This window comes from Ruegeria sp. CJ6 (assembly GCF_056536665.1).
On the sequence record NZ_JBQFQB010000001.1, the window covers coordinates 11,514 to 34,790 of the forward strand.

Genomic DNA, 23,277 nt, shown 5'->3' on the forward strand with positions numbered 1-23,277 from the left:
GGAGGATTGAATGAGTATGGAGTTACAGGTCACCGCGCCCGGGACCAAGGGGTTCATGACGAGCTATCTTGAGGCGTTGGCGCTGGTCGAGCGTCTGCATCGCTTGCTTCTGGACGTCATCAAGGATGAATTCGAGCGTGTCGGCGTACTTGAGATCAACGCGGTGCAGGCTCTGCTGTTGTTCAACATAGGCGACCATGAAGTAACCGCCGGAGAGTTGAAGAGCCGAGGTTACTATCAAGGCAGCAATGTCAGCTACAATCTTAAGAAACTGGTCGAGATGGGCTATATGCACCATCAACGATGCGAGATTGACCGCCGCTCGGTACGGGTACGCCTGACGCCGCGCGGGCGTGAGATTCGCGATATCGTGTCAGACCTGTTCGCCCGCCATGCCGAAGGGCTGCAAAACCGCGGCGTGATCGGGACCGATGGGATTGAAGAGATCACCGGTTCACTGCGTCGGGTCGAACGATATTGGACCGATCAGATTCGGTATATCTACTAATAGCTTTGATGGCTGGGTTTGGGAGAGCGACAGACCCTCAAGCTCACGGATCAGTTTACGTGTCATCGCATCTTCATAGGCTTCGAAGCCAAGGGCGACTTCGACGAAAGCATCGGGGCCTCGGATGACCCACGCGTGGTAATAAGCAGATAGCTCCCCAATCTCTACCTGGCGGGTGTCTCCTGGATTGGGGTCGTCGATACCGATTACAAGGGCATTGATTGTAATATCAGTGTTTTGCAGAGTGGCTTTTATGTCCCGCGGGTGATGTCCGAGATTGTGTTTACCATCACCGGACAGATCCAGTGTTCGCCGCCAGCAATCGCTTTGGCTCTCCAACATCTCAGCACCGTACAACATGGCCGACCCGACCGCCGTTCCCTGCGGCGCTGATGAGCGTGTTGTGCTTTCTAAATGTTGCTGAATTCGACGCAGATCAGCAGTCGAGCGAACATCTGTCCAACCAAGCAAGAGGCGTTGGTGGCCAGGTTCGCTCCATTCGTAGATAGCGATCCGAATAAAGGTAGACGGGTTTGAAAGGATCAGTTGAACCACCTCGGGATGGCGCAACGCCGCCGCAAGGCCACTAAGTTGCAACCTGTACTCACGACTGTCGACCGAACCAGAGACATCCATTCCCAACGCCAAAGCCTGTCGACATTGCGCTGAAAGCGGGTTGGCCAGCAGGCAAAGAAGTGTCGCACACAGGCGGATCATTTCGCATTATCCGGTTGCAACGCACTAAGTTCCAATCCTTTCAATTCCCGTTCCAGTTTGCGACGCATGGCACGCTCAAAATCTTCGAACCCGGCGGCGATCTCAAGAAAAGCACCGGGTCCGTGAAGTACATTTTTCTGAAAGAACGGGATCAAGTCGATTTCTCCTTCGAAATCAGCTGCATTGATCACCAGACCATTCACGGTCGTGTTTTCGAATGGAAAGTGCTTGTAGGCGATCTGTGGCCCGTAGCCATCGTTATTCTTGCCATCGCCCGAGATATCAATGGTTTGGAACAGACAATTCGGGGCGCTCGCCAGCAGGGTTGCCCCATACGCCAGCGCGTGACCCATTGCAGTTGGAAACTCGTCTTCCGATCGCTTCGATGTGCCGATCCGATGCGCGGCGGAGATCAAATTGGCCCGAGTATCGATTATCGTCCAATCCAAAAGCAATGTCTGGTTGAAACTGCCGGACCATTCATAGACGGCTAATGCAACCGGTTGAGGTGAAAGGAAGAAAGCCTCCTGCACCTCGGGCGCAATCAATGCGTTGGCCAGCCCCTGTCGTTGCAGCGCATCCTCAGTCGCGTCCACCGAGGTCGAGATGTCCATGGCCAGCGCCAGCGCCAGGCGGCAGGTCTCGGCCCAAAGGGGGCTGCCCGCGACAGCCAGCCCCAATGCTCCCAGCCAGCGGATCACCAGTGGCCGGTGCTTTCCATGCTAGACCAAGGCTCTGCCGGGGCTAACGCTTCACCATTTTGCAGCAACTCGATCGAGACATTGTCGGGCGAGCGAACGAACGCCATACGCCCGTCGCGTGGCGGGCGGTTGATCACGACGCCATTGTCCTGAAGATGCTGGCAGGTCTCGTAAATGTTGTCGACGCCATAGGCGAGGTGCCCGAAATGGCGGCTGTCGCTTGGCAGTGCGTCGTCGCCATCCCAGTTGTATGTAAGTTCAATGGGCGCGTCCTCTTGTCCCGGTGGGGCGAGGAATACCAGTGTGAACCGCGCAGCCTCGCTTTCATAACGACGCGTTTCCTTCAGGCCCAATAGTTCATAAAACGCTATGGATTTCTCAAGATCCTTCACGCGGACCATGGTGTGGAGATATGTCAGCCCCATCGCGACTTTCCTTGCATTGGTTGTGATGCCAAGCACCTTAGCGCGCCTTCATCCCGTGTCGAGGGGCTGGCCGGACACAATTCCGATTTAGCGCAATGCGCCGCACATATCGCGGTTCCGATGGCAAGCTTGCCGATATATAGTGGTCGGCGACTCATTGCTGGAAAGGATAATTTCATGCCTCTGTCTGCCGACCAACTGGCCGAGATCGAAGCTCAGCGCGCACAGTCGAGCCCGACCCGCCGCGTCGTTGCCGAAGGTATGGAAGATCATCTGTACACGGCGCATCAGGTTCTGGATCACGGATTTGTCCGCGTTATCGACTATATGGGCGACGATGCTGCGATCTGTCAGGCCGCGCGTGTTTCCTACGGCAAAGGCACCAAGTCGGTGCAAAATGATGAAGGTCTGATCCGCTATCTGATGCGCCACTGGCATTCGACCCCGTTTGAAATGTGCGAGATCAAGTTGCACGTCAAACTGCCCGTATTCGTAGCCCGCCAGTGGATCCGCCACCGCACGGCGAATGTGAACGAATATTCGGCGCGGTATTCGATCCTGGATCGAGAGTTCTATATCCCGGCACCCGAACATGTCGCCGCGCAATCCGAGGTTAACAATCAGGGCCGTGGAGACACATTGCAAGGCGAAGAGGCCGCGCGCGTGTTGGAGATACTGAAAGCGGACAGTGCGCGCTGCTATGACAACTACGAGGCGATGATCGGTCAGGACGGCCAGCAAGGGCTTGCGCGTGAACTGGCGCGGATGAACCTTCCAGCCAACATTTATACGCAATGGTATTGGAAGGTGGACTTGCACAACTTGTTCCACTTCTTGCGTCTGCGTGCCGACCCGCACGCGCAGTACGAAATCCGCGTTTACGCAGATACCATGTGCAAGATTGTCGCCGACTGGGTACCGTTTGCCTACCGCGCGTTTGAGGACTACCGCCTTGGCGCAGTCAACCTCTCGGCGCAGATGGTGACCTGCTTGCGTCGGATGCTCAGCGGTGAAGATGTCACTCAGGAAAACTCAGGCATGACCGCACGGGAATGGCGTGAGTTTGAGGCTGTTATCCGAGAAGGTTGATTCAACAGAAAACTGAGCACGTCCCAAGGTGGGCGCGTTCACTAGGGTTTGCGGTTAACGGCCTGAAATTGGCCGTCAACCTTCTTTTATCTTTCCCGCCGGGGCGGGCTGTGCCTTACAGCGGCTTCAAATCAGCAGCCATTTGGCGGCCGTCACGTCCGTCCTGCAACTCGTACGAGACTTTCTGATTGTCAGCGAGTCCGGTCAGACCGGATCGTTCTACGGCCGAGATATGAACAAACACATCTTTGCCCCCTTCGTCGGGCGCAATAAAACCATAGCCTTTGGTTGTATTAAACCATTTCACGGTGCCGGTTGGCATTTCCCGTGTCTCCTTCTACTTACAAGTTGTCCCACAAATTGGTGGGGGCCTTGGCTGGCAAAACCGCCACACGTCACTGTTCGCCCTCACGATACAGCCCGGGTCGCGTGTTTCGCCTTTTTCAACATTACACGGTGAAGTAAAAAATCAAGAATAACTGGGGCAGCCTGATGGGTTTGTCTAAATTTGCAGCGATTACAGGATTAGTTAGATAATGCAGCTATATGGGTTAAAAACTTGCGATACGTGCCGTAAGGCATTGAAACTGCTTCCAGATGCGGTTTTCGTTGATGTCCGCGCACAAGGGGTTCCCGAAAATGTGCTGTCCGAGGCGTACGAGACTTTCGGCAAAGCCTTGCTCAATACGCGATCAACAACCTGGCGGGGATTGGATGATGACACACGCAATCGACCGGTGCTCGCGCTGTTGGCTGATCATCCGACCCTGATGAAACGCCCACTGATAGTATCCAATGGTCAGATGTATCTGGGCTGGACGCCTGAAACCCGTCAGGCCCTTGGTGTTGCCTGAAGAACTGCTTATGTGACACGGGCAACAAGCGGAGACCTGTGAATGCGAAACGCTGCCATGATTTTAGGCGTCATTGCCGGGCTGATCGGGATGATCGTCGGTTTTTTTGGCTACGGCTTTGTGGAACTGATCGACCAGTTTGGTGAGATCGAAGGCATTGCCGAGCAGGTAGAGAACCCCGAGTTGATCCAGACGGCTTCGATCGTGGCGCCTTTGTTGGCAATCGTTGGCGGGGCGATGGCCCATTCGCGGGCTCTGATTGCAGGCATTTTGCTGCTGATTTCTGCCGCTGGGATGTACTACGCCTTTGGCTTCGGTGTTTTCACCATGTTCCCGATTGCCTTTGCAGGCGTAGCAGGGTTGCTCGGGCTCGCCGCAGGAAAACCGGACGAGCCCAAGGCACATTTCTAGGTCACTTCAGGCGGAATAACCGATCCAGAGACAGCGGACCCGCGCCGTTGATCACAATCACCAGCAGCAGGAATGTCCACATCACGCGCTGATCCATCAACGTAATTGCGTTGTCGAATAAGCTACCGAGTTTGACGCCATGTCCGGTGACATCGGTCAGTGTTTGAACCCAGACAAATCCGATCATGCCAAGCGCGGCAAGGCGCGTCAGCAGGCCGACCAGCAAAAGCACAGGCAGGACAAATTCGGCCACTGTGCCAAAGAAGATGACGACCCGCTGGAAAAAGGTCATCTGAGTCACATCATACAGCACCGCCTCTGCAGCTTTGGGAAAGATCTGGCCGAAGGCTCCGGCCGATGGCGAAAAGATCGAGCCGTCGATTTTCAGCGTGGCCGAGTTCCAGTAGTAGACGAACAACACGGCGATAAAGACCACCCGAGCCAGGGTTGGTGTCAGCCAACCGGACGCGTGATCCGCTTTTTCCATCGCATTATTGTAAGTTGAGATCAGGGCAGTCATGTGTCCAGCCTTTCGATAGTCACAGAAGTTATTGCACCGCCCTGCAAAAGCAGTGCCAGAGTGGTTCCAAGATCAAATTCGGGTGTTTCGGCCATGGTGGATTCAAATGCCTCACCGATGGATTTGCCATCTTGAATCAGCGCGATCCATGCCGCACCACCGGGTGGCAATGGGTGTGGGGCAGGGTCGTATTCGGGACGCATGATCAAAGTATCCTGAGCGCCCGCCTCAGGTTTCGGCGCGCCTTCTTCGGTGTTATATAGCCAGATCGCATGTACGGGCCAGCTTGAACGCAACACCTGCACCGACGGCGCGAGGGTCAGTTTGGCTTGCATCAAATCTTCCGGTGGCAAGCTGAGCGCTTCGGCATCTATGGGTTGTCGATCAGCGGCGTGGTAAGCCCTACGCAGCGCCAGTTCCAGACGGGCAACATCCGGCAGGTAGCCCAGATGCGACAACTGCTCCATTCCTTCCAGAAATTTAGGGAATTCCTCGCCATAAAACATCATCAGGGGTGAGGAGGGCGGGTGCTGGCGCAAGAATATTCCAGCCAGCCCGTCCATATTCTGGGGTCCCAGCAGTTTTGTGATCACCGGGAAGGCCTGATGCATCGCCTCGGTCAGCGAGACGGCGACGTTGTTGCGATAGACGCTGAAGCGACGACCGGCGGGCTGCGCCTCGGCGTCCAGCAACCCATCGGGAATGGGCTTGTTGGCATCTAGCAGTGCCATATGGAATGTCGTTTGCGACACGCTCATGCGGGCACGCGATCCAGCGCTTTTTGCGCGCGCTCGGCTTCGGCCCGTAACACCGGCCAGTCCGGTACATCGGTGTCCCATTCAATCAACAGGGGTTTGGGGCCGGATTTGTCTAGTACGTAGTCCAGCAGCGCCCAGACCGGGTCCACCACTTCGCGCCCGTGGCTGTCGATCAGCAAGGGATGCCCATGATCGTCCTCGTCCTCATCATGCCCGCCCAGGTGAATCTCACCGACTTGGTCCAGCGGGTAGGCATCAATATAGCCCTGCGGTGAGAAATCCAGATTGGTGGCTGAAACAAAGACGTTGTTCACGTCCAGCAACAGCCCGCAGCCGGTGCGCCGGGTGATTTCGCGCAAGAAATCAGGTTCGGACCATGTGCTTTCCTCGAAAGCCAGATAGCTTGAGGGGTTCTCTAACAGCATTTGCCGCCCGACAATCTCTTGCACCTCATCAATATGGTCGCAAACACGGTCCAGAGTCGCATCAGTATAGGGCAGAGGAAGTAGATCGTTCAGGAAGTGGCTGTCATGGGTTGACCATGCCAAATGCTCCGAAAAGCTGGCCGGGTTCAACCAGCCGACAAGATGCTTCAGGCGGTCCAGGTGATCTGGGTCAAGTGGCGTTTCGCCGCCGATCGACAGCCCGACACCATGCACTGAAATGGGGAATTGTTCGGACAGGTGACGCAGTTGTGCCAGAGGTCTGCCACCATCGCCCATATAGTTTTCGGCATGAATCTCTAGCCACGCCACAGGCTTGGCCTGTTCAAGAATCTGCGAGAAATGCTGTGGTTTGTAACCAACGCCCGGTGCTGCAGGCAGCCGGTTCGATCTGAGCGCATTGTCCAACATTTGCAAATCCCCTGATCACGTGGAAAGGGCGGGCGATCCTGCCCGCCCTTTCTGGTTCATTCGGAAAAGCCTTATGCAGGCAGGTCACGCTCCAGCGGCTCAAGCGAGCCTTTGCGATCTGCACCGTCTGCTGTTTTAGGCAGCTCGATGTCGGCGCAGGTGCCTGCGTCAACCAGGGTCCATGCGTTGCCCTGATAGTCGACGGTCGAAGTGCCCGCGCAAGTTGTGCCGGGGCCGGCTGCACAGTCGTTCTGACCAGCCAGAGAAACGCCATAGCACTTTTCTTTGGCCTGGGCTGTTGCGGTTGTGGCCGCGCCGGAAACGGCTGCAGCAACTGCGCTTGCGATAACCAGTGTTTTTGCAGTGTTCGACATCTTGGTAATCCTTGTTAATGACTGCGTATGTCTGCTTGTGACAACGACAAGGTAATGGTTCAGGGGCAGCAGTTGAATTCACGAGCCCGTGTCTCACAACCCCGTCAAAGGTCGTCATGCACCCTTGAACGTTAACAAATTGTTTTTGAATTGAAAAATGATATTTGTTTCAATCCGGCCCAAAATACCGGGCCGGATTTCTAGCGGTTTGCTGCCGAATGTTACAGCAGATCGGGGGGCGTTGCAGCCACGCTCAACTCATTTGTTACAGCCTCAAGCGATTGGACCCGCGTCTGTTTTTCGCCAAGGCGACGGACACTGACCGTGCGATCTTCGACTTCACGGTGGCCAACGGCCAGAATGATCGGCACTTTGCCAACCGAATGTTCGCGGACTTTATAGTTGATCTTCTCGTTGCGAATATCCGCCTCGGCGCGGATGCCTGCTGCGCGAAGGGTGCTGACCACTTCGGCCACATACTCATCGGCCTCGGAGGTGATCGAGGCCACAACGACCTGGCGCGGGGCCAGCCAGAACGGCAGCTTGCCCGCGTGTTCTTCGATCAGAATGCCGATGAAACGTTCAAACGAGCCCAAGGTCGCGCGGTGCAACATAACTGGGCGGTGTTTGCCACCATCAGCGCCGATATACGTGGCGTCCAGTCGCTCGGGCAGAACAAAGTCCACCTGATGCGTGCCGCATTGCCAATCCCGCCCGATCGCATCGGTCAGAACAAACTCGAGTTTCGGGCCGTAGAATGCCCCTTCACCCGGATTGAGTTCCGGCTCGATCCCAGCCGCGCGGGTTGCGCTGAGCAGGGCGGCTTCAGCCTTGTCCCAAACTTCGTCCGATCCTGAGCGTTTTTCCGGCCGGTCCGAGAATTTGACCGAGAAGTTCTCAAACCCGAGGTCTTTGTAGATACCGGACAGGAACCGAATGAACTCAGCGGTTTCGGATTCGATCTGGTCTTCGGTGCAGAAGATATGGCCATCATCCTGGGTAAAGCCGCGTACGCGCATGATGCCGTGCAGCGCGCCGGAAGGTTCGTACCGGTTACACGATCCGAACTCGGCCATGCGCAGAGGAAGGTCGCGGTAGGATTTGAGACCCTGATTGAAAATCTGCACGTGGCAGGGGCAGTTCATCGGTTTCAGGGCGTTGACCGCCTTTTCCCGTGCATGTTCCTCGTCCACTTCGACGATGAACATGTTCTCTTGGTATTTGTCCCAATGACCCGAGGCTACCCACAGCTTGCGGTCGACGACTTGAGGGGTGTTGACCTCAACATAGCCACCTTTGCGCTGTTGCCGACGCATGTAATCTTGCAGAAGAGTGTAGATGGTCCAGCCATTAGGGTGCCAGAAAATCTGCCCTGGGGCCTCTTCCTGCATGTGGAACAAATCCATCTCGCGACCCAGCTTGCGGTGGTCGCGCTTGGCGGCTTCTTCCAACATGTGCAGATGAGCCTTAAGCTTTTCCTTGCCGGTGAAGGCCACGCCGTAGATGCGCTGTAGCATTGCGCGGTCGCTGTCGCCGCGCCAATAAGCCCCGGCGATTGACATCAGCTTGAACGCGTCGCCTGGCAGTTGACCGGTGTGCTGCAAGTGCGGGCCACGGCAGAGATCCTGCCAGTGACCGTGCCAATACATGCGCAGCGGTTCGTCACCCGGGATGGATTCGATCAGTTCAACTTTATAGGGCTCATTATTGGCCTTGTAGAACTCGATTGCGCGATCGCGATCCCAGACCTCGGTGGTCACCGGGTCACGCTTGTTGATGATCTCTTTCATTTTTTTCTCGATGAGGCCGAGATCTTCGGGCGTAAACGGTTCCTCACGGTCAAAGTCATAGTACCAGCCGTTTTCGATGACGGGGCCGATGGTGACCTTGGTTGCGGGCCAAATCTCTTGCACGGCGCGGGCCATGACATGCGCCAGATCGTGTCGGATCAGCTCATTGGCTTGCGCCTCGTCCTTCATGGTGTGAATAGCGATTTGCGCGTCGGCTTCGATTGGCCATTGCAGGTCCCAATGCTGTCCGTTCACCGTGGCAGAAATGGCTTTCTTCGCCAGCGAGGTCGAGATGTCGGCGGCGACCTGTGCGGGCGTAACGCCTGCTTCATAGGATCGGGAATTGCCATCGGGAAAGGTAAGGGAGACTGACTGTGAGTCCAGGGCCATATCGGCTCTCCTCGTCGGTTTGGCGCCCACTGAACGCCCGGTTGCGGGTTATGTATGCTCGGCTCATGTGGCAGGTGGGGACACAGGTGTCAAGGGCAGGAGCGAGGGGCCAGCCCCTCGCACTCCCCGAGGTATTTTTAGCCAGATGAAGAAGGATCGGGCAATTGCAGAGAGGTGCGTGACATGCATGATGGGCTGACAAGCAATGAGGGTAGCATGGCAGAGGCAGAATTTCTGGAAACCGCGCAGGGACGACGTCTGGCGTATCACAAGAGTGATGGGCGCGGGCCGACCATCGTTTTTCTAGGTGGCTTGAAATCAGATATGGAGGGCACCAAGGCGGTGCATCTGGAAGCGTGGGCGCGCGCGCGCGGGCAGGGGTTCCTTCGGTTTGACTATTCGGGGCACGGTGAAAGCTCGGGCGCCTTTACTGACGGGTGTATCGGGGACTGGCACGAGGATACGCTGGCTGCAGTTTCTCGGTTAACTGATGGTCCGCTGGTTGTTGTGGGATCGTCGATGGGCGGGTGGCAAGCGCTGTTGCTGGCGCGTGTCATGCCCGAACGGATCGCAGGTATGGTGACAATTGCGGCGGCCCCAGATTTTACCGAGGATGGGTATTGGGCGTCGTTTTCGAACGAGCAGAAATCTGAACTAGAGACGGTTGGACATGTGGAACTACCATCGGACTACATGGAGCCCTACGTCATCACCAAGCGGATGATTGAGGATGGGCGGCAGCGGTTGGTTTTGCGCGCTTCGCTTGATCTGCCTTTCCCTGTGCGTCTCCTGCAGGGGACAGCAGATACGGCCGTCTCGACCGATACGGCAGTGCGCCTGCTGGATCATGCCACTGGTCCGGACATGCAACTGCTGCTGGTCAAAGATGCGGATCACAGGTTCTCGGATGAGCGATGCCTCGGGTTGATTGAGCAGGCTCTGCGAGAAGTCCTGGAAGGCACCTGATGCGTCGCCTGGGCTGGGTTTTGGGGCGGGTGCTGGTGGGTTTGACGCTGGTTGGTGTGTTGATCTACGCCTTTGGCCCGCGCGAGCCAGTGGACCTGCATCCGCGTTTCGATCCGCGCAAATTTGGCGAGGGCGTTCAGGTTTACTTTGAAAGCATCGAATCCGCCTATGATGACATCGTGCCAGGTGTTGAAAAGCGCGTGGTCTGGCAAGATGGTTTTGTCGAACAGCGGACAGCTTATGCGGTGCTCTACATTCATGGGTTTTCCGCCACGTCCGAGGAGATCAGGCCAGTACCTGATCGCGTTGCGGACGCGTTGGGTGCCAACCTTGTCTACACAAGGCTTCAGGGGCATGGCCGCGATGGGGACGCAATGGCCGAAGGTACGGCGTCGGGCTGGATGCAGGATACAGCCGAGGCGTTGGCTGCCGCCAGGGCTGTTGGTGAGCAAGTCATTGTGATCGCAACATCAACGGGGGCGACATTGGCCGCCGCGGCTGCGATGGATACGGAACTGAGCACTGATGTGGCTGCGTTGGTTTTGGTGTCGCCGAACTTTGGCGTAAACTCGGCTGGTTCCTGGGTGCCATCCTTGCCGTGGGCCCGGCATTGGCTGCCGCCTTTGATGGGACAGGACCGGGATGTCTCAAGCACTGATCCCGAGAAGAACACCTTTTGGACAACTGTTTATCCGTGGGAGGCGGTCGTGCCGATGTTTGCCCTTGTAGATGCGGTCAATGCGCTGGACTTCTCGGGCGCGCGGGTTCCGGCGCTGTTCTGGTTTTCTGATGATGATCAGGTGGTGCGTCCGGAAAAAATGCATGAGGTGGCCAAGACCTGGGGTGGTCAGGCGATGGTTTCATTGGTGACAATGGGGCCCGGGGATGATCCGGCCTCACACGTGGTCGCGGGGCGTCTGATGTCACCGGGTCAGACCGACGCGGCGGTCGCGGGCATATTGGAGTGGCTGTCAGAGCAGGGGATTCAGAGGCAAAGCGGGGGCTGAATATGCGTAGACCGGGCAGTATGTGGAGCCTTGAGATGTTGGGTCGCGTGCGACTATCCCGGCATTTTTTCATGCGTGATTTTCTATATTCCGAGATCGGGAACTTTCACGCATTGCAAAATATTCCCGACAACCCTGATCTTGCGATCGAGACCGGGCGCGCGTTTTGCGAGACCCTGCTGGATCCGCTGGAAGAAACCTTTGGTCGTATCGCGGTGCGCTCGGGCTATCGCTCGCGATCTCTGAACCGGTTCGGGAACGAGAACAGGTTGAACTGTGCCCGCAATGACAACCCGTTGGAGTGCCACATTTGGGATTGGGGCGAAGGTGACGCACGTGTAGCAGGGGCGTCGGTGGTAATTCCGTGGTTTGCAGACCGTTATGCGCAGGGGCGCGATTGGCGCGATTTGGCGTGGTGGATGCACGACCATCTGGATTATTCCGAGATTTGGTTCTTTCCCAAATTATGCGCGTTCAATCTGGTTTGGCGGCCCAAGCCTGTACGGCGGATCGACAGCTACATCGCCCCGCGCGGCTGCTTGTTGCGGGCCGGGGCGGAGCCAGATGAACCGCTGGGCCAAAGGCAGGAACGCTATGCGGATTTGCCACCGTTTCGGGCGATCAGCTATCCGTGAAGTTTTGCTTGCCCGCCGTTGGCAAACCTCTCATCCTGTAACAAAACAATAACAACGAGCGGAGGGCACCGAGGTGATCGAGCCGTTGGTTTTGCTACCCGGATTGATGTGCGATGCACGGTTGTTTCAGGCGCAGATCACCGCGCTGTCGCGTGAACGTGCAGTTATGGTCGCACCGATCACCGGCGGTGAACGGTTCGAAGAAATCGCGTCGGGCTTGCTGGATCAACTGCCGCACCGGTTTGCTTTGTGCGGGTTTGGTCTGGGTGGTGGCGTCGCGCTTGAGATCGTGCGGCGCGCACCTGAGAGGGTGACACGACTGGCCTTGCTGGCGACGGATGCGCAGGCCGACACACCTCATATCGCGGCGAGTCGCGAAGACCTGATCGTTGGCGCGCAGGCGGGGAGGTTGGACGAAGTGATGCGCAAGCTGATCGGCTCGGACATGTTGTCTCCCGGTCCGCAACGCATCCCGATTTTGAACGAAGTGTTGCAGATGGCCGAGGAATTGGGCTCGGATGTGTTTGTGCGTCAGATAAGAACCATGCAACGCCGTCCGGACCAACAAGGCACGCTGCGCCGGATCAGGATGCCCACGCTGATCATCTGCGGTGCCCATGATGCGGAGAATCCGGTCCGCAAGAATACCTTCATGGCTGATCTCATTCCGGATGCAGAGTTGCGCGTGATTGATGAGGCCGGGCACTATCCGACACTGGAAGCACCCGAATCCGTGATTGCGATGCTGCAGGATTGGCTCCGGAAACCACTGCGGCTGACCTAGTCGTAGAAAACCGCGCGCTGGTTCTTGGTCAGAACAGTTGGTTGCACCACCGGCCGACCGGTTTCAGAGTCAAAGAATGGCGTTTTCTTCCAGCTCCCGGACAGACGCGATTTTAGTACGCGTTCAAGCAGACCCATAGCGGCATAGCGGATTTTCTCATGAGACTGCTTGCCGTCAGCCCTTGGCACAAATCCACGCGTAGTAATGGGACCCAAACTGCTGGGGTGGGGAATACGTTTGACGATAAAACCCGCGAACGGAAATTTTGGAGTTGTCGGCGTCGTGGCCAGCGGCGCGTTGCAGCATCTGGCATACCATCGCAACATGCCCTTGGGGCTAAGTTGCATAGCTGCCAAGTGCTCGACCCCTGCATCGATCTTGATGTCTTCCGGTGACATCTGAAACACCTCGACTGGGTCGGGCGCAGGGTCGGGCTGTTCAAAATACAGCTGAGCCGCGCGGCAGTCATGGCAAAAACACACGACATGAGTGCCGGATACGACGCCGTGTTCAGTAATGCGCCCCGAAAGGGCGCCGCAATTGCAACGGAAAGGAAGGTCTCCTGCCGCTGCGCGGCTCATGCAACTTTGTTGCTATTGGCGGCTCGTTGACGGGGTTTGCGGCTGTTTTCATTCATGAAATCAATCACTAGCGGACGGATGTTGTCGCGCCAGCTGCGGCCCGCAAAAATGCCATAGTGACCCGCGCCGGGTTCAACATGGCTGGCCTTTTTGCTGTCGGGCAGACCCGTGCATAAATCCAGCGCCGCAATGCATTGCCCGGGGGCTGAGATATCGTCATTCGTGCCTTCGACCGATTTCACAGCCACATCAGTGATCTTGCCGATATCTACCTTGTGGCCGGCTACAACGAACTCGTTGCGCGCGATCTCACGGTTTTTGAAGACACGTTCAACGGTCGAAAGATAGAACTCGGCAGTCATGTCCATCACCGCCAGATATTCGTCATAGAACCGGTTATGGGCATCGTGGTCGGATGCCTCGTCACGAATAACGCGCTGGATCTGATCCGAGAACGCCTTGCTGTGACGTTCGGCATTCATTGACATGAACGAAGCCAGTTGTAGCAAGCCCGGATACACCATCCGGCCTACGCCCTTGTATTTAAAGCCAACCCGCTGGATCATCGTTTCTTCCAACTGACCCATCGTAACACGGCGACCAAAATCCGTAACTTCGGTCGGAGTTGCGTCGGGGTCGACGGGACCGCCGATCAGCGTCAGGGTACTTGGCTGCGCCTTCGGCTCGACCTCGGCCAGATAGGCGGTTGCGGCCAGAGTCAGCGGTGCGGGCTGACAAACCGCAATAACATGCGTATCGGGGCCGAGCTCTTTCATAAAATCGACAAGGTAGAGCGTGTAATCCTCGACATCGAACTTGCCTTCGGACACGGGAATGTCGCGCGCGTTATGCCAATCGGTAATGTAGACCTCACAATTGACAAGCAGGCTTTTGACGGTCGAGCGGAGCAGGGTCGCGTAATGCCCCGACATCGGCGCAACCAGCAGCACCTTGCGTGGCTGTTCTTTGCGTCCATTAACGCGGAAATGGATCAGGTCGCCGAAAGGACGCTCAAGCACGGTTGTGATATCGACCAGATGGTCCTTGCCGTCTTCGCAGGTAAAGGTGCGGATGCCCCAATCAGGCTTGACGATCATACGCTGAAATGTGCGCTCGGTTACTTCGCCCCAAGCGGCCATCCAGTTGAAGGCCGGGTTGGGTGTCATCGAGAACAGGGGGTAGGATGCCATCGCGCTTGCGGTTGCACCAAGCCATTGGTTGGTGTTACGCATGGTTTCCATCAGGTCATAGGTCATCATGTAGCGCATCGAATGTGCCTCCTGAGTATCAGCCTGAGAATTCGGACCATTCGCCGCTTTGCCCCCCGACGCCAACGACGTTATTCTGCACAGCAGCGAGACTAGGGGGGAATTGTTAAAATGACAACTACCGAAGACCAGACGCCAAAACTGACCGAAGAACATATTGAACGACTTAAAGAAAATATGGACAAAGTAGAAGAACTGTCCAAACGCCTGGTCGAGGTCATGGCCGGAAAAACGCCGCACACCCCCGCTCTGGATGGCCCGAATCAAGAGCTTTTTGCAAAAGCAGCAACTGCGTATTGGGCTGAAGCGTTTCAAAACCCCACAAAGCTGTTGGAGCAGCAAATTGAGTATTGGGGAAAATCGGTTCTCAACTTTGCGGAAGCGCAGAAAGCGATGACCCAAAGCGACGGGGATGTACCCCCAGCCGCTACCAAAGATAAACGGTTTGCCAATCCAATGTGGGAAACCAACCCCTACTTTCGCCTCATTCGCCAGCAGTACCAAACCAATGCCGAAGCGATCGCGCAGGCCGTCGCATCGGTTGACGATCTGGAAACCAAGGATAAACAGCGTCTGCAGTACTTCTCGCAACAGATCATAGATATGATGGCGCCAACGAATTTTCTGGCCACCAACCCCGATGCGCTGGAAAAGGCCATCGAGACCGAAGGGCAGTCCCTGATACAGGGGCTGGAGAACCTCGTGTCGGACCTTGAGGCCAATGACGGCGAAATGGTTGTCAGGCTGGCTGACGAAAGTGCCTTTGAGATTGGCGGGAATATCGCAACTACACCCGGCGACGTCGTCTATCGCAACCGAATGATGGAACTGATCCAGTATAAACCGGTGACCGAGACGGTGCACGAAACGCCGATCGTTCTGTTCCCGCCATGGATCAACAAGTTCTATATCTTGGACCTAAAGGCTCAGAACAGCCTGATCAAATGGGTGACCGAGCAGGGCTATACCCTGTTTGTGGTCAGCTGGGTGAATGCCGATAGCTCGCACGCCGATATTGGGATGGAGGACTATATTCAGGAAGGGTTCCTGACCGCCATCGAAGAGGCGAAGAAAATCTGCAAGGTCAAGCAGGTCAACGCAGTGGGTTACTGCATCGCCGGTACGACGCTGAGCCTGACGCTTTCGCTGATGAAGCAGCGCGGCGACAAGTCGATCAAATCTGCCACTTTCTTCACCACCCTGACAGACTTTGGTGAGCAGGGGGAGTTCACGCCGTTCCTGCAAAATGACTTTGTAGATGGCATCGAAGAACAGGTCTCGAAGGATGGTATTCTAAAGGCATGGATCATCGGACGAACGATGTCTTTCCTGCGATCCAGAGATCTAATCTATACGCCGGCGATCCGCAGTTACATGATGGGTGAAACACCGCCAGCGTTTGACCTGTTGTACTGGAACGGCGACGGGGCCAACCTGCCAGGTCGGATGGCGATCCAGTATCTGCGCGGTTTGTGTCAGAGCAACGATTTCGTCAACGACGGGTTCGAATTGCTTGGCCATAAGCTGCATATCAAGGATGTCGATGTGCCTTTGATGGCGATCACCTGCGAGACAGACCATATTGCCGCGTGGAAGGATTGTTATCGTGGGGTGCAGCAGATGGGCTCGAAGTCAAAGACCTTTGTAGTGTCTGAATCCGGCCACATCGCGGGCATCGTGAACCCGCCCAGCAAGAAGAAATACGGCCATTATACCAATCCCGATCTCAAATCGGATGCCGATACATGGCTGAAAGAGGCTGACTTCCACGAAGGTTCGTGGTGGCCGATGTGGGAGGCATGGCTAAAAAAACGGTCGGGCAAGCAGGTTCCGGCTCGGGATACCGGCGATTCGGATCATCCGCGCCTTTACCCGGCTCCGGGGACCTATGTTTTGGTCAAGGCAAACCGCTGATATCATTTTGAAACTCAAAATTTTCTGCATTGCAGCAAGAAAAAACTTGCAATGCTGCGATGCAGCAATCATATTGCCTTCAAGCTGATGAGAACCGGGGTGGGCCCGGAACGGCTAGAAGGATTTAGGACAATGGCAAAGACCCAAGACTTTACCGCGACCCTGAAAGACATGATGGGCGCGTTCCCGGTTGACACAACCGCACTGGAAGACGCATTCAAATCGACCGCTTCTCTGAACGAAAAGCTGTCGGGTGTTGCTCTTGACGCAGCTGAGAAATCGGCTGAGATCTCGAACAAATGGACCAAAGAAACTCTGGCCAAACTGACCGAGATGTCGAAAGCAAAGACCGAGCCTGCGGATTACGCAAAAGCTGCAACCGACTTCGCAAGCGCGTCGGCTGAAGTTGCTGCTGAAAACCTGGCTGCTTTCGCTGAGATCGCGAAAAAAGTTCAGACCGAAACCGTTGAGCTGCTGATGGCGGCTGGCAAAGACGCTGCAGAAGATGCAACCGCAGCCGTCAAAAAAGCCACCAACGAGGTGACCGCTGCAGCAAAGAAAGCAGCAACCGCCAAGTAAGTAAGGCTGCGATATAGCACCCATTCCTCCCAAATGGTGTAATCGCTTCGGGCAGGTCGCTTGACCTGCCCTTTCTTTTTGTTCTGCAGTCGCATAACCTGCGCTGCAACGCATCATCCTTTGGGAGGGTACAGGGTGTCGGAACAAGACAAACCGCTGCTGATCAAGCGCTATGCCAGCCGTCGGCTGTATAACACCGAGACCAGCGATTACGTGACGCTTGAAGATATAGCCGGTTTCATACGCGATGGCCGCGAGGTTCAGATCATCGACCTGAAAACCGGTGATGACCTGACCCGTCAGTATCTGCTTCAAATCATTGCCGAACACGAAAGCCGCGGCGAAAATGTTCTGCCGATTAATGTGCTGAACGATCTGGTGCGCAGCTACATGGTGCCGGGCGGGGGCATGATGCCGCAATTCCTGCAAAGCTCATTCGAGATGCTTCGCGAAAGCCAGTCGAAGATGATGGAGAACATGAGCGCCATGAACCCGATGTCCCAGATGCCGGGATTCGAGGCGATGCAAGCGCAGCAAAAGGCGTTTCTAAAAGCCATGACCGGTGGTCTGTCGGGGAACTGGTCAGGGCCGGATGACGAGCAAGAAGCCTCCCCCGAGCCCAAAGAGGATCTGGACGACATCAAAAAGCAACTTGCAGAGCTGCAGCAAAAATTATCGAAGCTGAGCTAGCCTGACCGATGCGCTGGCTGTCTGTTCTGGGCGCGTTGATCTGGGCCCAGACTGCACAGGCCCAAGGCCAGTTTACATCCGTGTGGGAACCTATCTGCACAATGGGTCGGGATACGGCTGCGGGCTGCGACGAGATTCGCGCGCGCGAAATTCTGGATGCAACGACCCCGCCCTGGCGCGCCATTGGCCGGGTCAATTTTGCCAGCCGCAGTCAGCGGTCCCATTGTACCGGCGTGCTGGTGTCTGAGCGGCTGGTTTTGACCGCGGCACATTGCTTGTACAACAGCGCGCGCAACCGCTGGATTCCTCCGGCCAGTATCCGGTTTGCCGCAGGGTATCAGCGCGGCGAGGCTGCCGCCGTGTCCAATGTATTGGCCTATCGGCTGGATTCGGAACAGGGGCGCGACGGTGTATTCAACAATCGCGCCGATCTGGATTGGGCCGTGTTGGAGTTGGCCGAGCCAATTGGAGAGCAGGTTGGTTTTTTCGATATTTCCCGGACTGTCCCGCAGATGGGCTCGTTCGCGGGCTATCCCGGATTGCGGCCCCACGTGCTCAGTCGCACCGATAGCTGTAATGCCGCACAGGCCGGCCAAGGGCTGATGCGCGCGATCTGCCCCGTCATGATGGGGGATTCCGGTGCGCCGTTTCTGATGCAAACAGAAACCGGGCTTGCCGTTGCCGGGATTTTGTCGCGCGTCGCGCCAACCCCTGACGGGATCGACGCATTGTTACTTTCAGTTCATGACCTTGATCTGCAATAGTACTGACGATCAGGTCCCGTAGACTGGCACCGGGCCAACAACCTCGCCAACAGAAGCCAGCAGGATGTCCGAGATTACGTCCAGTTCATCGCGCGTCAAACGCACGGGCAGACGTACATCGCAGGCCTTCATCAGCATCGCACGCGTCTGTGGCAGGTCGAACTGTTCGGGTAGGAACTGCCAGTTCCAGAAGGCACGAGCGTTATCCTGACTCAGGCCAAAGACCTGCACCTTGACACCGCGTGCCTCGGCTGCGGCGGCAAAGGCGCGGATTTCATCGTCGCTGAGGTCAACCAGATTGAATTGGATCGAATCCGGTGCGCGCTGCTCGGGTGTCAGAGGGGCAGGGACATCGATGTAGGGCGATGTGTTCAGACGATCAGCCACATAGTCATGGTTTGCCAGCCCGTCGCGGACACGGCGTGCCAATTCGGGGATTTGCGGACGAATGACTGCAGCGCTGAGGTTGCTCATACGCAGGTTATACAGTGGCAACTGGTTCTGCCATTTGGCAAAGGCCTGTTCCAGCTCGGGTGAGCCAGAGTGCTTTTTCCAGTTGTGCTCGTATGCGCCCGACATGATGACAGCGCGCGCTACAAGATCCGCATCGTCGCTGACCAGAATGCCACCTTCGCCTGCGTTGATCATTTTATAGGACTGGAACGAGAAGCAGCCGACCTTACCGATGGTGCCAATATTGCGCCCATGCCAGGTTGTGCCCAATGAGTGGGCGGCGTCTTCGATCACCGGGATATCGCGCGCTTCACACAGCTCCATAATCGCGTCCATGTCCGAGGTATGGCCGCGCATATGGCTGATGATCACTGCCTGCACGCTGTCCAGCTTGGCCGTGAAATCGGCCATATCGACGCGATAATTGTCCCCGACCTCGCACAGAACCGGAATGCAATCCGCGTGAACAATCGATGACGGCACGGCGGCAAAGGTAAATCCGGGGATCAGAACCCGCGCATCGCGGGGCAGCCCAAGCGCCTTGAGCGACAAAAACAGCGCGGCAGAACAGGAAGAGACCGCCAGCGCGTAATTTGTGCCGAGCAGTTCGGCAAACTCTGTTTCCAGAAGAGCAACGGGCGCATCCTGAGGTGCGGTATAGCGAAACAGATCGCCTGACTTCATCAGGGCGTCGATTGCGTCTCGGGCGGCTGCGGGGATGGGTTCGGCTTCATGAACGTTGGGTACAAGCGTCATATTTGGATTTCCCGAATTTTATCTTTGGGAAATATAAATTCGATGTGCAGGCAAGCCAAGTCCCAATTCGCATCGTCAGCGAGATTTCACCAAATCGTCGTAAAGAATGTGTTCAGATACCCAGCCTGTCACGCAGCGTATACCAAGTCATGGCCAGTATCAGCAACGGCGTCCGCAAAGCAGGACCACCCGGGAAGGGCACTGCAGGAACGCGGGCCATGGTATCGAACCCCTCAGCCTGCCCCTGGATCGCCAACGCCATGAGTTGCCCCGCATGGGTCGCGGTGCCGACGCCGTGGCCAGAATAACCCGAGGCGGACAGGATATTTGGCGCAACCCGGGTCAAATAGGGCATGCGCCGCATGGTGATGCCGAGCGTTCCGCCCCATGCGTAGTCGATTTTGACGTCACGCAGATGCGGAAAAATCTCGGTCATCGGCTTGCGGACTTTTGCGGCGATGTCCTCGGGGAAACGATAACCATAACTTTCGCCACCCCCAAACAGCAGCCTGCCATCGGCGCTTAGCCGGAAATAGTTTATCACGAACTTGGTGTCAGCAACGGCGATATCTTTGGCCAGAACTTTTTGCACTTCAGCGCCCAAAGGTTCGGTTGCCGCGATGAAATTGTTGATTGGCATCACGCGCGATGCAACTTGCCGGTTCAGATCTCCGAGGTATCCGTTGCAGGCCAGAATTACGTGATCGGCAGTGATCTTGCCCTTTTCAGTGCGTACAGTAACACGAGCGCCCTGATCGATGCCAAGAACTTCGGTGTCTTCATGCAGTCTTAACCCGGCTCTGACAGCGGCACGCGCAAGGCCGAGGGCGTAGTTCAACGGGTGTAGGTGCGCGGCACCATTGTCCAGATACCCACCCGCATAGGCTGGTGAGGGGCAAAGCCCGCGCGCGGCATCGGCATCTAAAGTTTCGATTTGGTCGTATTTGTATTTACCCGACAGATGCGCCGCGTGATCATGTAGCTCTGCGCGCTCCGAGTTGTTAAAGCCCAGAACCGCAATGCCGGGCTTCAGGTCGCAATCGATCTGATGTTTTGAGATCAGAGATTTGACCAGATCCTTGGCTTCTTCGGCCAGATCCCAAAGCTTTAACGCATCTTCATCGCCGACAAGCCGTTCAAGATCCTCTTGATCCAAACGCTGCGCGCTGCCCAGTTGGCCTCCGTTGCGACCCGAAGCCCCAAAGCCCGCGCGATGAGCTTCCAGCAGGACAACATCGAACCCAGCCTCAGCCAGGTGCAATGCTGCCGAAAGGCCCGTGTATCCGCCTCCGACAATGCAGACGTCTGCGGTATGGTCGCCTTCAAGCGCTGGGTGGCGGTCAAATGCGTGCGCCGTCGCGGCATACCAGCTTGGCGGATACTCCGCCTTGCGGTCATTAGAATAGAGCAGGTTCATCGCGTCTTTGCCCTAGACGTTCATCAGCAGATGCTCGCGTTCCCACGGGGAAATGACCTGCAGGAACTCTTCGTACTCAGCACGTTTGACGATGCCGTAGACACGGGCGAACTCGGGACCCAGAACTTCGTGCAGGGCAGTGGCTTCATCAAACAGATCCAGAGCTTCACCCATGATCTGAGGGATGTCGCCGTCGCCTTCATAGGCGTCGCCATAGAATTGGCGGCGTGGGCGCTCTTGCTGAGTCAGGCCCAAATAGCCGCAGGCCAACGACAATGCGATGCCCAGATAGGGGTTGCAGTCCATGCCTGCGATGCGGTTTTCGACCCGGCGCGCCTCGGGGCCGGACAGAGGTACGCGAATGCCAGTTGTGCGATTGTCGCGTGCCCACTCCAGATTAATCGGGGCCGCATGGTCTTTGACATAGCGGCGATAAGAATTCACATACGGCGCCATCACCGCCAGCCCTGCAGGCAGGTGGTTCTGCAAGCCGGCGATGAAGTGATAAAACGCATCCGTCTCGCCACCTTGTGGGCCGGAGAAGATGTTCTGTCCCGTTTCTTTTTCGATGATCGAGTGATGGATGTGCATGGCCGACCCCGGCTCATCTTCGATCGGTTTTGCCATGAACGTAGCAAAGCAGTTGTGACGCAACGCGGCTTCGCGGATCAGACGTTTGAAGTAAAATACCTCGTCCGCCAGCTTCACCGGATCGCCATGACGCAGGTTGATCTCTAGTTGTCCGGCACCGCCTTCTTGCGTGATCCCGTCGATCTCAAACCCCTGAAACTCGGCAAAGTCGTAGATGTCGTCGATCACCGGCCCGAATTCATCGACCGCTGTCATCGAGTAAGCCTGCCGCGCCGCCGCAGGTCGGCCTGAGCGACCCATCATCGGCTTGATCCCTTGCGCGGGATCTACATTCGGCGCGACAAGAAAAAATTCCATCTCGGGGGCGACAACCGGCTTCCAACCTTTGTCGTGATACATCTTCACAACGCGTTTGAGCACATTGCGGGGGCTGAAAGGGATCGGCTCGCCATCTCGGTCGAACGCGTCGTGAATCACCTGCAAGGTCCAGTCGCCCGTCCAAGGAGCGGCCGACGCAGTTGAGAAGTCGGGTTTCAGGATCATGTCCCGCTCAATGAAACCGTCCTCACCTGCAGCTTCGCCCCAATCCCCTGTGATGGTCTGGTAGAAAATGCTGTCGGGTAGGTGAAAATAGGATTGCTTGGCAAACTTTGACGCCGGGACCGCCTTGCCGCGGGCGATGCCGGGCAGGTCAGAGATGATGCATTCAACCTCATCCAGCCGTTTGCCTTCAAAGTAGGTGCGCGCCGCCTCAGGCAGCTGATCTGTCCAGTCGGCCATCAGGCCCTCACTTTCTTTAGGAACTCTGCCATGTGGTGTCCGATTTTGGCATTATCATCCGAGGCATCTTTTCGGTTCGCTGCCGCCTGCATCAACGCATCGGGAACCACGCCTTTGCCTCGGGTCTCCATCAAGCCCTGTATGAAGTCATTTCCATATTCAGGATGGGCCTGCACGGTCCAGATCGTATCGCCGTAGGTGACCATGGCGTTTTGGCAAAAGTCATTCGTACCGGTGACCACCGCACCTGCGGGCAGTTTGGTCACTTGATCCTGATGCCAAGCATTCAAGGTGACGGTCTGATCGCCAAAGCTGTATTCCGTGCGTCCTACAGCCCAGCCACCATCAAACTTTTCCACTTTTCCACCAAGCGCCTGTGCGATGATCTGATGGCCAAAGCAAACACCAATCAAGGGGTTCCCTGTCTTCTGAATATCCCGGATCAGCTGTTCAAGCGGGGGAATCCAAGCGTGATCTTCGTATGCGCCATGACGAGATCCGGTGATGATCCACCCGTCGGCCTGATGCGCGTCTTCCGGAAACTCACCATCGACCACTGCGTATGTTTGGAATTCAAAGCCGTTCCCACCCAGTAATGCGCGAAACATGCCATCATATTCCCCAAATTGTTCATGCAATTCATCGGGTGGGTGGCCGGTTACAAGGATGCCGATTTTCATAGTTCACCAAATTTGATCAAA

The 23,277-nt window shown here is 56.4% G+C and carries 27 protein-coding genes; 12 read left to right on the top strand and 15 right to left on the bottom strand.

All coding sequences use genetic code 11. The annotated features are described in order from the left end of the window. The first annotated feature begins 10 nt into the window (after positions 1 to 10). Positions 11 to 508 (top strand): MarR family winged helix-turn-helix transcriptional regulator, encoded by a 498-nt coding sequence (locus ACR0BT_RS00065; protein WP_170393651.1) that lies wholly within the window; start codon positions 11 to 13, stop codon positions 506 to 508. Here ACR0BT_RS00065 and ACR0BT_RS00070 read toward each other — a convergent pair. The 3 genes from ACR0BT_RS00070 to ACR0BT_RS00080 are packed head-to-tail and all read right to left on the bottom strand — an operon-like array spanning position 455 to position 2,351. Then, on the bottom strand, positions 455 to 1,225 hold the full coding sequence (locus ACR0BT_RS00070; RefSeq protein ID WP_170731829.1) for a DUF1194 domain-containing protein: 771 nt from the start codon (positions 1,223 to 1,225) through the stop codon (positions 455 to 457). The genes ACR0BT_RS00065 and ACR0BT_RS00070 overlap by 54 nt on opposite strands. Continuing rightward, positions 1,222 to 1,926: a DUF1194 domain-containing protein gene (locus tag ACR0BT_RS00075; RefSeq protein WP_170596072.1), complete on the bottom strand. Its 705-nt coding sequence runs from the start codon at positions 1,924 to 1,926 to the stop codon at positions 1,222 to 1,224. Before ACR0BT_RS00075 ends, ACR0BT_RS00070 begins: the two co-directional genes overlap by 4 nt. Further along, entirely contained in the window at positions 1,923 to 2,351 is a 429-nt protein-coding gene (locus ACR0BT_RS00080; protein WP_170393645.1) for a VOC family protein, read from the bottom strand. Before ACR0BT_RS00080 ends, ACR0BT_RS00075 begins: the two co-directional genes overlap by 4 nt. A gap of 177 nt (positions 2,352 to 2,528) precedes the next feature. On the opposite strand from ACR0BT_RS00080, the gene thyX reads away from it, so the two are divergent. After that, on the top strand, positions 2,529 to 3,440 hold the full coding sequence (thyX, locus tag ACR0BT_RS00085) for an FAD-dependent thymidylate synthase (RefSeq protein ID WP_170393643.1): 912 nt from the start codon (positions 2,529 to 2,531) through the stop codon (positions 3,438 to 3,440). 115 nt (positions 3,441 to 3,555) lie between these two features. Here the strand turns inward: thyX and ACR0BT_RS00090 are convergent, their stop codons facing one another. After that, positions 3,556 to 3,762 (bottom strand): cold-shock protein, encoded by a 207-nt coding sequence (locus ACR0BT_RS00090; protein ID WP_008758035.1) that lies wholly within the window; start codon positions 3,760 to 3,762, stop codon positions 3,556 to 3,558. A gap of 214 nt (positions 3,763 to 3,976) precedes the next feature. Between ACR0BT_RS00090 and ACR0BT_RS00095 the strand changes: the two genes are divergently transcribed. Both ACR0BT_RS00095 and ACR0BT_RS00100 read left to right on the top strand, forming a co-directional pair. Beyond that, positions 3,977 to 4,294: an arsenate reductase family protein gene (locus tag ACR0BT_RS00095; protein WP_170422413.1), complete on the top strand. Its 318-nt coding sequence runs from the start codon at positions 3,977 to 3,979 to the stop codon at positions 4,292 to 4,294. A gap of 42 nt (positions 4,295 to 4,336) precedes the next feature. Then, entirely contained in the window at positions 4,337 to 4,705 is a 369-nt protein-coding gene (locus tag ACR0BT_RS00100) for a hypothetical protein (RefSeq protein ID WP_170393641.1), read from the top strand. 1 nt (position 4,706) lies between these two features. Here the strand turns inward: ACR0BT_RS00100 and ACR0BT_RS00105 are convergent, their stop codons facing one another. The 5 genes from ACR0BT_RS00105 to thrS all read right to left on the bottom strand — a co-directional run bounded on the left by ACR0BT_RS00105 (position 4,707) and on the right by thrS (position 9,391). Then, positions 4,707 to 5,225, bottom strand: a complete 519-nt coding sequence (locus ACR0BT_RS00105; protein ID WP_170662133.1) for a DoxX family membrane protein — start codon at positions 5,223 to 5,225, stop codon at positions 4,707 to 4,709. Beyond that, positions 5,222 to 5,983, bottom strand: a complete 762-nt coding sequence (locus ACR0BT_RS00110) for an HvfC/BufC family peptide modification chaperone (RefSeq protein WP_170511135.1) — start codon at positions 5,981 to 5,983, stop codon at positions 5,222 to 5,224. Before ACR0BT_RS00110 ends, ACR0BT_RS00105 begins: the two co-directional genes overlap by 4 nt. Then, positions 5,980 to 6,837 (bottom strand): MNIO family bufferin maturase, encoded by an 858-nt coding sequence (gene bufB, locus ACR0BT_RS00115; protein ID WP_480762250.1) that lies wholly within the window; start codon positions 6,835 to 6,837, stop codon positions 5,980 to 5,982. The genes ACR0BT_RS00110 and bufB overlap by 4 nt, the downstream gene beginning before the upstream one ends. 71 nt (positions 6,838 to 6,908) lie before the next feature. Further along, positions 6,909 to 7,211 carry a BufA1 family periplasmic bufferin-type metallophore gene (locus ACR0BT_RS00120; protein WP_010439128.1) on the bottom strand — a complete coding sequence of 101 codons (303 nt, stop codon included), beginning with the start codon at positions 7,209 to 7,211 and terminating at the stop codon, positions 6,909 to 6,911. A 221-nt stretch (positions 7,212 to 7,432) separates the two neighbouring features. After that, positions 7,433 to 9,391, bottom strand: coding sequence for a threonine--tRNA ligase (gene thrS / locus ACR0BT_RS00125; RefSeq protein WP_170393633.1), 1,959 nt, complete (start codon positions 9,389 to 9,391; stop codon positions 7,433 to 7,435). Positions 9,392 to 9,607: 216 nt separating this feature from the next. On the opposite strand from thrS, the gene ACR0BT_RS00130 reads away from it, so the two are divergent. The 4 genes from ACR0BT_RS00130 to ACR0BT_RS00145 all read left to right on the top strand — a co-directional run bounded on the left by ACR0BT_RS00130 (position 9,608) and on the right by ACR0BT_RS00145 (position 12,783). Then, complete coding sequence (locus ACR0BT_RS00130) at positions 9,608 to 10,357, top strand: alpha/beta fold hydrolase (RefSeq protein ID WP_170510723.1); 750 nt, start codon at positions 9,608 to 9,610, stop codon at positions 10,355 to 10,357. Next, on the top strand, positions 10,357 to 11,364 hold the full coding sequence (locus ACR0BT_RS00135; RefSeq protein ID WP_480762251.1) for an alpha/beta hydrolase: 1,008 nt from the start codon (positions 10,357 to 10,359) through the stop codon (positions 11,362 to 11,364). Before ACR0BT_RS00130 ends, ACR0BT_RS00135 begins: the two co-directional genes overlap by 1 nt. A 20-nt stretch (positions 11,365 to 11,384) precedes the next feature. Beyond that, entirely contained in the window at positions 11,385 to 11,999 is a 615-nt protein-coding gene (locus ACR0BT_RS00140) for a hypothetical protein (protein ID WP_480762679.1), read from the top strand. 73 nt (positions 12,000 to 12,072) lie between these two features. Further along, positions 12,073 to 12,783, top strand: a complete 711-nt coding sequence (locus ACR0BT_RS00145; RefSeq protein WP_170510715.1) for an alpha/beta fold hydrolase — start codon at positions 12,073 to 12,075, stop codon at positions 12,781 to 12,783. On the opposite strand, the gene ACR0BT_RS00150 is transcribed toward ACR0BT_RS00145, so the two are convergent. Together ACR0BT_RS00150 and phaZ are read right to left on the bottom strand one after the other, a co-directional pair. Further along, complete coding sequence (locus tag ACR0BT_RS00150; protein ID WP_480762253.1) at positions 12,780 to 13,364, bottom strand: DUF6151 family protein; 585 nt, start codon at positions 13,362 to 13,364, stop codon at positions 12,780 to 12,782. The two genes, ACR0BT_RS00145 and ACR0BT_RS00150, sit on opposite strands and share 4 nt — an antisense overlap. Further along, on the bottom strand, positions 13,361 to 14,632 hold the full coding sequence (gene phaZ / locus ACR0BT_RS00155; protein WP_480762254.1) for a polyhydroxyalkanoate depolymerase: 1,272 nt from the start codon (positions 14,630 to 14,632) through the stop codon (positions 13,361 to 13,363). Before phaZ ends, ACR0BT_RS00150 begins: the two co-directional genes overlap by 4 nt. Before the next feature lie 111 nt (positions 14,633 to 14,743). Here phaZ and ACR0BT_RS00160 point away from each other — a divergent pair, with 111 nt between their 5' ends. The 4 genes from ACR0BT_RS00160 (at position 14,744) to ACR0BT_RS00175 (ending at position 18,579) form a co-directional block, all read left to right on the top strand. After that, on the top strand, positions 14,744 to 16,546 hold the full coding sequence (locus ACR0BT_RS00160) for a PHA/PHB synthase family protein (RefSeq protein ID WP_480762256.1): 1,803 nt from the start codon (positions 14,744 to 14,746) through the stop codon (positions 16,544 to 16,546). 132 nt (positions 16,547 to 16,678) lie between these two features. Beyond that, entirely contained in the window at positions 16,679 to 17,125 is a 447-nt protein-coding gene (locus tag ACR0BT_RS00165; protein WP_029621740.1) for a phasin family protein, read from the top strand. Between the two features lie 135 nt (positions 17,126 to 17,260). Next, positions 17,261 to 17,815, top strand: coding sequence for a polyhydroxyalkanoate synthesis repressor PhaR (gene phaR / locus ACR0BT_RS00170; RefSeq protein ID WP_480762257.1), 555 nt, complete (start codon positions 17,261 to 17,263; stop codon positions 17,813 to 17,815). 8 nt (positions 17,816 to 17,823) lie between these two features. Then, positions 17,824 to 18,579, top strand: a complete 756-nt coding sequence (locus tag ACR0BT_RS00175) for a trypsin-like serine protease (protein WP_170393616.1) — start codon at positions 17,824 to 17,826, stop codon at positions 18,577 to 18,579. A 9-nt stretch (positions 18,580 to 18,588) separates the two neighbouring features. Here ACR0BT_RS00175 and ACR0BT_RS00180 read toward each other — a convergent pair whose 3' ends face one another. The 4 genes from ACR0BT_RS00180 to ACR0BT_RS00195 form a co-directional block, all read right to left on the bottom strand. Further along, complete coding sequence (locus ACR0BT_RS00180; RefSeq protein ID WP_480762258.1) at positions 18,589 to 19,788, bottom strand: DegT/DnrJ/EryC1/StrS family aminotransferase; 1,200 nt, start codon at positions 19,786 to 19,788, stop codon at positions 18,589 to 18,591. 112 nt (positions 19,789 to 19,900) lie between these two features. Beyond that, complete coding sequence (locus ACR0BT_RS00185; RefSeq protein WP_480762260.1) at positions 19,901 to 21,205, bottom strand: NAD(P)/FAD-dependent oxidoreductase; 1,305 nt, start codon at positions 21,203 to 21,205, stop codon at positions 19,901 to 19,903. Between the two features lie 12 nt (positions 21,206 to 21,217). Further along, positions 21,218 to 22,576 carry a glutamine synthetase family protein gene (locus ACR0BT_RS00190; protein WP_170393610.1) on the bottom strand — a complete coding sequence of 453 codons (1,359 nt, stop codon included), beginning with the start codon at positions 22,574 to 22,576 and terminating at the stop codon, positions 21,218 to 21,220. Further along, positions 22,576 to 23,256, bottom strand: coding sequence for a type 1 glutamine amidotransferase (locus ACR0BT_RS00195; protein WP_480762261.1), 681 nt, complete (start codon positions 23,254 to 23,256; stop codon positions 22,576 to 22,578). Before ACR0BT_RS00195 ends, ACR0BT_RS00190 begins: the two co-directional genes overlap by 1 nt. Positions 23,257 to 23,277 lie beyond the last annotated feature (21 nt).